General features: G+C 28.6%; 10 protein-coding genes. 7 read left to right on the forward strand and 3 right to left on the reverse strand.

Translation table 11 applies throughout. The annotated features are described in order from the left end of the window. Positions 1–360 precede the first annotated feature (360 nt). Positions 361–1,830, reverse strand: a complete 1,470-nt coding sequence (gene gtfA / locus ACRDBA_RS00855) for a sucrose phosphorylase (protein WP_438571058.1) — start codon at positions 1,828–1,830, stop codon at positions 361–363. Between the two features lie 17 nt (positions 1,831–1,847). Next, the gene (locus ACRDBA_RS00860) at positions 1,848–2,804 is read right to left on the reverse strand and encodes a carbohydrate kinase family protein (protein WP_438571059.1); all 957 of its coding nucleotides are present in this window, start codon (positions 2,802–2,804) and stop codon (positions 1,848–1,850) included. A gap of 262 nt (positions 2,805–3,066) precedes the next feature. On the opposite strand from ACRDBA_RS00860, the gene melB reads away from it, so the two are divergent. Next, a complete protein-coding gene (gene melB / locus ACRDBA_RS00865) occupies positions 3,067–4,440 on the forward strand; it encodes a melibiose:sodium transporter MelB (RefSeq protein ID WP_438571060.1) in 1,374 nt (457 codons plus the stop codon). A 42-nt stretch (positions 4,441–4,482) separates the two neighbouring features. Here melB and ACRDBA_RS00870 read toward each other — a convergent pair whose 3' ends face one another. Continuing rightward, positions 4,483–5,346: an AraC family transcriptional regulator gene (locus ACRDBA_RS00870; RefSeq protein WP_438571061.1), complete on the reverse strand. Its 864-nt coding sequence runs from the start codon at positions 5,344–5,346 to the stop codon at positions 4,483–4,485. A gap of 150 nt (positions 5,347–5,496) precedes the next feature. On the opposite strand from ACRDBA_RS00870, the gene ACRDBA_RS00875 reads away from it, so the two are divergent. From ACRDBA_RS00875 to ACRDBA_RS00900, 6 genes are all read left to right on the forward strand, one after another. Beyond that, complete coding sequence (locus tag ACRDBA_RS00875) at positions 5,497–7,686, forward strand: alpha-galactosidase (RefSeq protein ID WP_438571062.1); 2,190 nt, start codon at positions 5,497–5,499, stop codon at positions 7,684–7,686. A 19-nt stretch (positions 7,687–7,705) separates the two neighbouring features. Further along, positions 7,706–8,971 carry an ABC transporter substrate-binding protein gene (locus tag ACRDBA_RS00880; protein WP_438571063.1) on the forward strand — a complete coding sequence of 422 codons (1,266 nt, stop codon included), beginning with the start codon at positions 7,706–7,708 and terminating at the stop codon, positions 8,969–8,971. A 28-nt stretch (positions 8,972–8,999) separates the two neighbouring features. After that, positions 9,000–9,917, forward strand: a complete 918-nt coding sequence (locus ACRDBA_RS00885) for a carbohydrate ABC transporter permease (RefSeq protein WP_438571064.1) — start codon at positions 9,000–9,002, stop codon at positions 9,915–9,917. A gap of 1 nt (position 9,918) precedes the next feature. Then, positions 9,919–10,734 (forward strand): carbohydrate ABC transporter permease, encoded by an 816-nt coding sequence (locus ACRDBA_RS00890; RefSeq protein WP_438571065.1) that lies wholly within the window; start codon positions 9,919–9,921, stop codon positions 10,732–10,734. A 9-nt stretch (positions 10,735–10,743) separates the two neighbouring features. Next, positions 10,744–11,292: a DUF624 domain-containing protein gene (locus ACRDBA_RS00895; protein WP_438571066.1), complete on the forward strand. Its 549-nt coding sequence runs from the start codon at positions 10,744–10,746 to the stop codon at positions 11,290–11,292. Positions 11,293–11,477: 185 nt separating this feature from the next. Next, positions 11,478–12,155 (forward strand): YczE/YyaS/YitT family protein, encoded by a 678-nt coding sequence (locus ACRDBA_RS00900; RefSeq protein WP_438571067.1) that lies wholly within the window; start codon positions 11,478–11,480, stop codon positions 12,153–12,155. The last annotated feature ends 541 nt before the right edge of the window (positions 12,156–12,696 follow it).

The following is a 12,696-nucleotide window of genomic DNA, read 5'->3' on the forward strand; positions in this document are numbered from 1 at the left end:
AAATAATCAAAAGCCTGAGAGTATAACAATTTTACCATATATATATTATAGAGAAAAGAATTCTAACAATCCTAAGTATCATCATAGAATAGAGTTTAAGGATAAAGCAGTAAATATTGATTTGAATATTGAAAAATAGAATAATACAATATCATTTAACTATAGGGGCGCAGGATATGATTCGAAACCAGATTATATAATAGTTAAATTTAAAGACTTTTGTCAATCACACGAACCTTTATATATATACAAGTGAGGAGGGTAACACAACTGAATATACACTGAATTTAAAATTGATTTCACATAGTCAAAGAGGCTACATTTCATACTAAATGTAGCCTCTTTGACTATGTAATATTATTATATATGATAAATATTAAAATTATTGTCACTATCTATATACTCAATAGTTGATTTATAATTATCTAAATCAATATTTAAAGTGCAGTATTTATCATTATTTTTCCATGTAAGTTTTAATTGAGAAGTTGCACTATCTTCTATTATAAATTCACCATTAAAGGCAGAATAATCATTTCTAAAGTCTATTAACTTAAGTAATCTCTTAACTACATCCTTTTCAACACATTTATCTATTTCTTCAACAGTAAAGTTATGTCTATTTATTTCGCGACCTTCACCAGTAGCTTTTACCATTTCTTCATCGTTTTCACCAGCTAATAATCCAACATAATATACTTGAGGTATACCAGGAGCAAAGAACTGTATAGCTCTAGCAGCTAAATAAGCATCATCATTAGAGTTTAACATTGAGTAATAAGAACATCTTATTTGGTGCACATCAAACCCATCATTATTTTTATGAGCATCTGAATAAATAAGGCTTAAATTAGCTCCTCTTTCTACACATGTATCAACTATTTTTTTAGCATCTTTAGTTTCAACTAAATCATCTAGATCAGGTTTTACAGGGATACCATCATGACAATCTAACATAGTAAATTGATTATGAGGACGTACCTTTAAATAATCAAGAAGCTTGGAACTATCTTTGTTTATTAATGTACTAAGTACCATATACGGTAGTATAAAGTCATATATCCAACATCCGTGCTTAGCTAGTTTAAACTGAGTTGTATAATGAGCATGTACCTCTGGAAGAAGTTCTATTCCTAGAGAATGTGCTTCCTTGCTAATCCAATCTATAAATTCATATATATCTGGTTCAACGAAAAAGCAACTAGTACCTAATTTTTTTGTTATATATCCTACAGCATCTAATCTAACTATTTTAACATTTTGCTTACTAAAGTTAATTAAGAAATCTTTTAGTAAATTTCTAGCATCATCAGAATTTATATCTAAATCTATTTGTTCTGAAGGAGTTTCTTTACCAAAAGTAGTCCATACAGTTTCTTCCATACCGCTATCTTCAATTGTGAAAGTAGAATAAGGAGTAGTTCTACGTAAAAACATTTTTGAAATATCTTCTTGATTAGGCTTACCATCACTCCACATTTTATCTAAAGTTATAAATAAATTAGCGTATTTAGAACTTTTACCATGTTTTAAAAAGTCTTGGAAAAATTCTGATTTTCTAGAGATATGATTTACCATTAAATCAAGAAGAACATCATATTTTTCACCTAAAGCTTTTATATCTTCCCAAGAACCAAACTTTGGCTCTATTTCAAGGTATGTAAGAGGTGCAAAACCTCTATCTCCTGATGATGGGAATGGAGGAAGTATATGAATTCCACCTTTAAATGTATTAGGAAAATGATTTAATAAAACTTCATTAAGAGTTTTAAGATTTCCACCTAAAGAGTCTGGATAAGTTATAAGTTGTACTTGATTTTTTACTGACATTTTAATTCCTCCAAATATTATATATTATAAATACGGTTTATATTTTCTATAGTAGGTAGGTTTGCTATTGCTCCTACATATTTTAGCTTATAAGCACTTGTTGCAAATCCAATTTTCAAAGAATCTTTTAAAGTATAATTCTTAGTTATTCCTGTATAAAAACCTGACCAAAAAGCATCGCCAGCACCTGTAGTATCAACAATTTCACTAGCTAAAGTTTTAAATTCAATAGTTTCAATACCATTAGTAACAATAGCGCCATCTTTTCCTAGAGTCATAATTACTAGCTTTGCACCTAGGTCTATAAATTTTTGAACTTGGTTTCTAGGTGTATCAAGTCCAAAAATTCTCTCAGCATCAACTTCAGATGGCTTTATAATATCTACTTTACTTATCAAGTTTTTTATATAATTTATGCCATCGTGATTTTTTTCCCAAATCATTTCATGATAATTCGGATCAAATCCGATAAGGGTGTTAGATTTTTTAGCTTGTTCTATAATTTGTTCAATAGCATATCTAGATGAACTTTGAGAAATAGGCCAACATGAAAAATGAACTATTTTACAATTATTTAAGATAGATTCAATCTTTTCATTGTACTCAATGTTATAGTCTGCACCTCGATAAAATATTGGGACAGGTGTTGTTTTGCTTTTTGAAACTAAGACCATACTAGTAGAACAATTAACCTTATTTATATAGCTAGTATCTATATTATTATCTTTTAAATTATTTACTAAATAGCTACCTAAAGGATCATTACCTACAGATGCTAAGATTAAAGGATTTCCTCCTAGCCTTTTTATGTTCATAGCAATGTTAGCAGGAGAGCCTCCAAAGTATTTAGTATAATGATTACAATTGAAATTATCATCGTAATCATCTGAAATCATATCTACTAATAACTCCCCAATAGTAAATACATCGATTTCTTTATTTTGAAAATTAATTGTATTATAAAAATGAAACATTTTAATCCCCCTATAATAATTTCTTTATGTCGTAGATTTAATTCTCAGTATAGATAGTGAATTTATTAATGTCAACATGGTTGTAAGCAAAGTTATAGCAAATATAACATTTAACCATATTTAACAAACATAAAAGTATGTATTAAAGTTAAAATCAAAACTATAATTAAGGAAAAGGTTTTAATTGAATAAGAGAGGGGGAAAGGGTAAAATAAAATCGTAGTAGATAAAAAGGTGTAATAAAATAATAAAGGGGAAAAAAATGAAATTAACATTTAGAGAAAAATATTCTTATGGAATGGGTGCTTTTGGTAAAGATTTAGTATATGCTTTTGTAGCAACGTATTTGATGATGTTTTTTACAGATGAGGTTGGAATATCATCTGTATTTGTAGGAGGATTATTCTTTGTATCTAGATTTTGGGATGCTATAAATGATCCTATTATGGGGCGTCTTGTTGATAACACTAATACAAAATGGGGTAAGTTTAGACCTTGGATTTTAATCGGAACATTAATAAATGCTGTAGTACTTATATTTTTATTTGTTAATCCAACAAAATTTTTATCAGGAAAAATGGTATATGTATATTGTTCAGTAGCTTACATATTATGGGGAATGACTTATACAATTATGGACATACCATATTGGTCGATGATTCCATCATTTACAAGTGATGCAAAGGAAAGAGATAAAATGTCGGTAATACCTAGAATATTTGCAACAATCGGAGGATCAACTGTAAATACATTTGGATTAATGTTAATAGGTGTTTTAGGTGTGGGAAGTAATTCATTAGGATATTTTAGACTAGGTTTAGGTATTTCTATAGTATTTGTTATATCTACGATAATAACAGTTTGCAATGTTAAAGAAGTAAATACTGTAAAAAATCAGGAAAAAATAAGTCTAAAAGAAGTATTTGAAATACTATTTAAAAATGATCAATTACTAGTAATTATCGCATCAGTTATAATATATCAAGTGGCACTATTCTTAGTTGCAGGATTTGCACTATATTTCTTCAAATACGCAATACAAAATGAAGGATTATATGCGATATTTACAGGATTATCAACAGTAGTACAAGTTTGTGCATTAATGATATTCCCTAAATTAGTTAGCAAGTTATCGAGAAAAATAGTTTATATACTAGCATGTGTATTACCTATAATAGGATTTGTATCTATGTTTTTTATAAGTAGTATTACAACAAATATAGTATTATTATGTATAGCTGGAGGTATATATAATTTAGGGTTTGCATTTTCATCAGCATCAACGACAGTAATGCTATGTGATGCAGTTGATTATGGAGAGTATAAAGTAGGAAAAAGAAGTGAAAGTATTGTGTTTTCGATGCAAACGTTTATTGTGAAATTCTCTACAGCATTTAGTGGTTTAATAGTAGGTATAGGACTTAACTTAATAAATTATGTACCAAATGCTACTCAAACTGCAGAGACTATACTAGGAATGAAAATTATAATGTTTGTAATACCATCTATTTTAATGATGGCATGTTTAGTAGTATATCTAAAATATTACAAACTAAATGGAGAGTATAAAGAAAATATTTTAAGAGAAATTGAAAGAAGAAGAAACGGACAAAGTATAGGCAAGCAAGCAATATAACACTAAGAGGACAATCTAAATTTAGGCTGTCCTCTTTTAATATTATAAAGTATCATTACTTAAATTTTCTCGATATTGTTTTGGGCTATATCCACTATATTTTTTAAAGGTTTTAGAAAAAGTAAGAGGGTCCAAATAACCAATTGATCTAGAAACATCACCTATGGAAAGTTCAACGTGTTTTAATAGCTCAAAAGCTTTATTCATTCTAAATTTCAGTAAAAATTCTTGTGGTGATAAATCTAAATTTTTCTTAAATAAACTAGTTAAATAACTACGATTAAGGCCTACATAGTTTGCAATATCTGTAACTTTTATATTATTTGCATAGTTATTATTTATAAACTCAATAGATTTTTCAATGTATAGTTTGTATGAAGCATCATTATTTGAAGAATTTTTAATTTCTTGACTCTGAGATATAGTACTTAAGAATAAATATAACAATCCTTGAAGTCTTAATTCATCACAACTTTTCATTCTATCTATTTTTAACATATCAAGTAAGTAGCTTTTCAATATATCGCTATATTCACATTCAAATATTAGATTTTCACTATCCAGATTAGCATACTCTAAGTATTTTTTTGCTTTTATACCATCAAAAGCTATCCAGATATAACTCCAAGGATCATCTTTGTCTGCTTCATAATAAGTTAAATCATTAGGACAGATTAAGAAACCTTGATTTTTATTTAAATTATATACATTATCTTTTACATGATAGGTACCTTTACCACCTAAAATATAATGTAGAATATAGTGCTGCCTAATAGCAGGTCCAAAACTATGAGAGGGTTCGCAATCTTCAATTCCACAAAAACTTAAATTTAAATCAATATGCTCACTACTCGTTGGCTCTAAATATTTCACAAAATCGTTTTCGAAATATATATATGATGACATAAAAATCCCCCTTTGTATATTATTGATATAACATTTAACCATATTTATATAACATGCGATTATATTATTTTAATACATACAACTATATAATACTATATATAAAGTTAAATTATAGAAACAATAATAGATATAGATATGGGGGAAGAATAAGTGTCGATAATTTACAACGAAAGTAGCAAAACATTTAATCTAAGTACTAACAGCACTAGTTACATTATAAAAATATTAGATAGTAATCACTTAGCACATCTATACTGGGGAAAAAAGATAAAGTCAAATAATATTGATTATGTTCTAAGTACAAAGAACTGGGGAAGTTTTCTGACTAATACAGATAATATAGAGAACTTTATGTTAGAAGCAACACCTCAAGAATATCCTGGTTACGGATGTACAGATTTGAGATCGCCAGCTATCGAATTAGAATTTACAGATGGGACAAGTGCCACAGATTTTAGATATGAGTCGCACAATATATATAAAGGTAAAAATAAACTAAATGGATTACCGGCTACATATATAGAAAATGAAGAAGAAGCAACAACATTAGAGATTACTCTAGTAGATAAGCTAAAAGAAGTAAAAGTTATATTAAGTTACAGTGTTTTTGAAGACTTTGAAGCAATTACAAGAAGTGTAAAAATTATAAATGAATCTAAAGAAGAAGTTAAAATACAAAGAGTTTTAAGTGCAAATATAGACTTTAGAGATAATGAGTATGAACTTATTCAGTTATCAGGAGCTTGGGCAAGAGAAAGACATATTGTAAGAAAAGAAATAAGAAGTGGTAGCCAAAGTATAGAAAGTAGAAGAGGATCAAGTAGCCATGCTCAAAATCCTTTTATGGCACTAGTTAGAAAAGACACAACAGAAAATAATGGAGATGTATATGGATTTAGCTTAGTATATAGTGGAAACTTCTTAGCTAATGTAGAAGTAGATATGTATGAAAATGCAAGAGCTCAAATTGGATTAAACCCATTTGATTTTACTTGGAATTTAGAATCAAAAGAAGAATTTGTTGCACCAGAAGCAGTACTTGTTTACTCAAACAACGGCTTAACAGGAATGAGCCAAATTTATAATTGTCTTTACGGAAAACGTTTATGCAGGGGTGAACATAGAGATAAAACAAGACCTATTCTTATAAATAACTGGGAAGCTACATACTTTGATTTTAATGAAACTAAAATCAAAGAAATTGCAACAGAAGCTAAAAATCTAGGTATAGAGCTATTTGTACTAGATGATGGATGGTTTGGAAAAAGAGATGATGACAATTCTTCTCTAGGAGATTGGTTTGTAAATGAAAATAAAATAAAAGGCGGATTAAATAAATTAGCAACAGAAATTAATGAAATGGGATTACAGTTTGGATTATGGTTTGAACCTGAAATGGTATCTCCAATAAGTGAATTATACGAAAAACATCCAGATTGGTGCATACATATTCCAGGTAGAACGAGATCAGAAGCAAGAAGGCAATTAATACTAGATTTTTCTAGAGACGATGTATGCAATTATATAATAGAAAAAATAAGTGAAGTATTATCATCAGCTCCTATTTCATATGTAAAGTGGGATATGAATAGAAATATGTCTGAAATAGGATCTATAAAACTACCAGCTAAAAGACAAAGAGAGGTAGCTCATAGATATATGCTAGGATTGTATAAAGTTTTAGATGAAATAACTTCAAAATTCCCAAATGTACTATTTGAAAGTTGCTCTGGTGGTGGAGGAAGATTTGATCCAGGAATGCTACACTACATGCCTCAAACATGGACTAGCGATAATACAGATGCTATTGAAAGATTAAAAATACAGTTTGGAACATCTATGGTTTATCCAAATGCATCAATAGGATGCCACGTATCAGCTGTACCAAACCATCAAGTTGATAGAATGACAAGCATAGAAACTAGAGGGGTAGTAGCTATGAGTGGTAACTTTGGATATGAATTAGATATTACAAAGCTACCTAATGAAGAAAAAGAAGTAATAAAAGAACAAGTGAAATTGTATAAGGAAATTAGAGAAACAATACAGTTTGGAAAAACTTATAGAATATTAAGTCCATTTGAAAGCAATGATGCAGCATGGATGTTTGTAAATGAAGATAATAGTGAAGTTGTAGTAAGCTTTGTAAGAACTTTAGCTAAGCCAAATCCAAAGTTTATTTCATTAAAACTTGTAGGATTAGATGAGGATGCTAACTATGAAATAGTAGGAGAAGATTTTGTAGTTGGAGGAGATGAACTGATTAATATAGGTTTAAGTGTTCCTGAGCTAAAAGGTGACTATGCTTCTAAGATGTGGATATTAAGAAAAGTTAATTAAAAATAGGGGGATAACTATAATGAAAAGATCAAAGAAAATATTAAGTTTAATGTTAGTAATGGGACTAATGGTAAGTAGCTTAACAGGATGCTCTTCAAGTAAAAGTGATAAAGACAGTGAAGGTAAAACAAAAATAGTATTCCAAATGGGAACTGCACCACAAGAAAATATAACTGCAGCTTTTGAACAAGTTACAGAAAAATTTGAGTCAGAAAACCCAGATATAGATGTTGAACTTTTAATTGGAGCTAATGGTTTTGAAGAAACTATGAAAACAAAAATGGCAGCAAATGATTTACCAGACTTATGGACAACTCATGGTTGGTCAGTAAATAGATATAGTGAATATTTAAGACCACTAAATGATAGAGAGTGGGTACAAAATATATCAGAACAAATAAAACCAGTTATAACAAATAAAGAAGGAGAAATATTTGTACTACCTACAGATATGGATATAGCTGGTATAGCATACAATCAAGATGTACTAGATAAAGCAGGTATAAAAGTAGATGATATAAAAACATGGGATGATTTTTATAAAGCATGTGATGCAGTAAAAGCTCAAGGTATATCGCCAATACATGTAGGAGGGAAAGAAACATGGACAGTTGGTAATATATTTGAATACATAGCACCTCCAGTACTTGTAACAGATGAAAATAACAACGAAGGAGAAGCTCTAAAAGATGGAAGCTTTGACTTTGCAAAGTGGACTCCTGTAGTTGAAATGCTAGAGAATATGAATAAAAAAGAATACTTTAATGTAGATAAAGTTTCTTCTACATATGCAGATACTTCTAAAGTTCTAGCTCAAGGTCAAGCGGCATTTGCTTTTGTAGGAAGTCAAGCTATTAGTGAAGCTTGGAACTTTAATCCAGATGCTAAATTAGGATTTATGCCAGTTCCAGCATATCATGAAGGAGATGAGCCTACATTAATAGCAGGTGAAAAAATGGCTATAGGTGTTTGGAAAGATACAAAGCATGAAGAAGAAGTATTAAAATATATAGACTTTTTAGCACAACCAGAAAATGTAGAAACACTAGCATCTGCAAATATAGCACCAGCAGGACTTACAAACTCAAAAAGTGATTTAGGAAAGTTATCAGAGTACTATGATAAGTACAAAGATGTAGAAACAGTACCTTACTTTGATAGAGAATATTTACCAAGTGGAATGTGGGAAACTTTATGCTCTACAGGTACAGGAATACTAACAAATCAGTTAACAGTAAAACAAGCAGTAGAACAAGCAAAATCAAACTATGATCGTTTAAGATAAATGATTTAAAAAAGGGGAGTGAGTTTTAATGCAAGGAGTAAGTTCAGCTAAAACAAACAATAAAAGCAAAGCCTCAATGAAAAAGCCTGATAAGAATATTATAAATATTATGTACATACCAGCAGTTATATTATTTATAATATTTGTGATATATCCATTTTTAGATGGTATAAGAATATCATTAACTAACTGGAATGGATACTCTCAAGAGTATAGCTACATAGGTTTTGAAAATTATAAGTCTTTATTTAAAGATGAAAATGTAAAAATTGCACTTAAAAATACTTTTATGTATGGAGTAGGAAGTACAATTATTCAGCAAGCAATAGGTCTTTCATATGCAGTATTTTTAAATAACAAGTTTAAAGGAAGAGAGTTTGCAAGAACAGTAATATACTTACCTATAATGGTAGCATCAGTAATTATGGGATATATATGGTATTTCTTATTACAGTATAATGGAGGAGCTATAAATGACATACTTATAGCTTTAGGAATGCAACCAATAGACTTTATAGCAAATGGAAATCTAATGGTATGGATAATTGTTTTAATAAACTCATTACAATTCTGTGGAGTATCAATGGTAATATATTTAGCAGGACTTCAAAATATATCACAAATGTATTATGAAGCAGCAAGTTTAGATGGAGCAAGTAAATTCCAACAGTTTAAAAATATAACATTGCCATTACTAAAACCTGCAATAGTAACAAGTGTAACTCTTAATTTAATAGGTGGATTAAAATTATTTGATGCAATAAAAGCATTAACTAATGGTGGGCCAGGATACACAACTCACTCATTATCAACTTTAATAAATTACACATACTTTAATTCACAAAGTGCAGGATATGCAGCTGCTATAGGTATAATGTTATTTTTAATAATATTAATAACTACACTTGTACTTAACAAAGTCCTTAATAGAAAGGAAGTGGCATAAAATGAAAAAACAATCTAGTGTCTTAAGAAGTATAGTAGCTATAATTATATCGCTATTTCACTTAATACCTTTTTATATACTAATAACAACGGCATTAAAGCCAATGACAGATTTATCATCTAGGTGGATATTTCCAAAAGAAATTCATTTAGAAAACTTTACTTACGCTTTAGAAAAGGGTGGATTATTAACAGCTATGTATAATAGTGTATTAATCACCGTTATAAGTGTACTGATTATAGCTATAATAGGAGCTACAGCAGCTTATCCACTATCACGTATAAAAACAAAAACTAATGCATTAGTACTTAACCTAGTTGTAGCAGTTATGATGATACCACCTTTAAGTATGCTAGTACCATTATATTCATTACTTGCAAAGATAAATGCAATAAATACTTACTGGGGAATAATTATAGTAACTGTAACGATGGGATTACCACTGAGTATATTCTTATATAGCAACTTTATAAGTAGTATTCCAGTAGATTTAGAAGAAGCAGCATCAATAGATGGATGTAGCAAATTTAGCTCATTTTATAAAGTAGTATTACCGCTGCTTAAACCAGTAACTGCAACAGTTATAATATTAACAGGAGTAAATGTATGGAATGATTTCCAATATCCATTATATATACTTCAATCACCAGAGATGAAGACATTAACATTAGCCGTATCGTCATTCTTCTCTCAAAATTCATCAAACTTAAATGCAGCAGCAGCATCGGCTCTTATAGCTATAATACCAATAGTTATAATATACTTACTGCTTCAAAAACAATTTGTACAAGGTATGGTAGATAGTGCAATAAAATAGGAGGAAAATATGAAAATACTAGACAGCAAACTTTGGAGCTTAGGGACTAGAGTTTATGATTTAATAATAATAAATTTACTGTGGATGATATTTTCAATTCCTTTAATAACAATAGGACCTGCAACTTATGCAGGTCTTAAGTGTATTAAAGAAATTGAAAATAATAGTTCTGATAATATTTTTATACTGTACATAGCTTACTTTAAAGAAAATTTTATAGCCTATGCTTTAGGATTTAATACATTTTTTGGAGTGTTAATAGTTTTTACAAAATTGCTAACAGATACGTTTAATACAAGCAATGTAATTTTAATAGGTTTCTATATATTTATAGTAGTAGAAAGCATATTGTCTATAGGCGTTATACTTTTAATAGAAGAAAAAAGCCCAATTGATTTAATAATTAAAAGCATTATTTATGGAAATCAAAATATTATGAAGGTTTTATTAAATTTAATAATATGCATATCGATAATAGTTATAGCAATAAGTATACCGGTTTTAATGATGATAGCTATATCGCTATGCTTGTTTACAACCTATAAAATATTGTACTGAGAATCATAGAAAATGGTTATTTTATACATTAAAAAATTAAATTCTATTAATAACAATATGATTAAAATTTAACAAACCAGAGTGACACAAATTGGTATTTATAATATTATTTAAAATGCAAGTAAAATAGAGATTTAAAACTATTTTACAACCTTGATTCAAATGAAAATATGGGGGGGGGATATATGAGTAAATGCATTAATTTTGTTAAAAGGTTAGCACTGTTTTTTATAGGTATGACTATAGTTCAATTTGGAGTGGCATTATTTATAAAAACAAGTATAGGGTCAGATCCATTTACAGTTTTCACACAGGGATTAGCTAATGGATTAAACAACATAGGCTTAGAGGCTACAACAGGAACAGCAAATCGAATAATTTTAGTAGTACTATTTGCTGTTATATTTTTAGTGGAAAAAAATCGAATAAAAATAGGGACTTTAATATGTGTAGTAGGGGTAGGGCCAATTATAGATATGAGTGTAAATATAGTTTCTAAACTTCCAATCGAATCATATGGATATCTTATAAAACTAGGATTAGTAGTATTAGGATGCTTTATTATAGCAGTAGGTTTTTCTATACTATCATCAACTAATATAGGGGTTGCACCAAATGATATAGTACCATTTATAATACAAGATAAGCTAAAGATCGAATACCGTTGGATAAGAATAGGAATTGATGCTACGTTTTTAGTAGTTGGATTTGTACTAGGTGGCGTTGTCGGAATCGGTACCGTAATATCTATGCTTACAACAGGACCATTTATACAGGTTTGTTTACCATATGGTGAAAAGATTATAAACTTTATATTAAATGAAGAAGAAATAATAGAAGAAGTAAAATGTTGTACTGAATAAATAGATATTATTAAAATTGATTAGAAAGCTCATTCTTAGTAGTTATGTAATTACTAAGAATGAGCTTTTGTATACTTAGGAATTATATTATATAAACTTTTACTTAACATAGTAGATAATTATAAAATATAATTAAACTATAATAAATCATAGGGAGAATAAAACATGATCTATAGAATAATTGTATACATTATATTAGCAGTAAATGCAGTATCATATTTAATAAATAATAATTCAAATTTTGATAGTATAAACAAATCTTTATGTATAGCCCTTATAAGTATAAGTATATCAATATATATGTACTATATAATAAAACATAATAATTCCAAAATACTCATTAATAATATAGTATTTACAGGTATAACTACATATTTGTTTCCATCATTGCTACCAAATTTAATATAGTATTAAAATAAGTTAAACTTAATAAAATAAATTTAAAAATAAAATAAAATATGTATATAGAACCTCATATTTGCAAAAAATATAAGCAAACAGTAGGTAACTAAATATGAAATCAAAAGAAGTACTAGAACTA

Source organism: Clostridium sp., assembly GCF_051654825.1.
Lineage (GTDB): Bacteria > Bacillota > Clostridia > Clostridiales > Clostridiaceae > Clostridium.

Bases quoted from the DNA above. Each gene is read 5' to 3' on its own strand.
- ACRDBA_RS00900 (WP_438571067.1), top strand. From the start codon at position 11,478: ATGAGTAAATGCATTAATTTTGTTAAAAGGTTAGCACTGTTTTTTATA.
- ACRDBA_RS00895 (WP_438571066.1), top strand. From the start codon at position 10,744: ATGAAAATACTAGACAGCAAACTTTGGAGCTTAGGGACTAGAGTTTAT.
- ACRDBA_RS00880 (WP_438571063.1), top strand. From the start codon at position 7,706: ATGAAAAGATCAAAGAAAATATTAAGTTTAATGTTAGTAATGGGACTA.
- ACRDBA_RS00870 (WP_438571061.1), bottom strand. From the start codon at position 5,346: ATGTCATCATATATATATTTCGAAAACGATTTTGTGAAATATTTAGAG.
- gtfA (WP_438571058.1), bottom strand. From the start codon at position 1,830: ATGTCAGTAAAAAATCAAGTACAACTTATAACTTATCCAGACTCTTTA.
- ACRDBA_RS00860 (WP_438571059.1), bottom strand. From the start codon at position 2,804: ATGTTTCATTTTTATAATACAATTAATTTTCAAAATAAAGAAATCGAT.
- melB (WP_438571060.1), top strand. From the start codon at position 3,067: ATGAAATTAACATTTAGAGAAAAATATTCTTATGGAATGGGTGCTTTT.
- ACRDBA_RS00885 (WP_438571064.1), top strand. From the start codon at position 9,000: ATGCAAGGAGTAAGTTCAGCTAAAACAAACAATAAAAGCAAAGCCTCA.
- ACRDBA_RS00890 (WP_438571065.1), top strand. From the start codon at position 9,919: ATGAAAAAACAATCTAGTGTCTTAAGAAGTATAGTAGCTATAATTATA.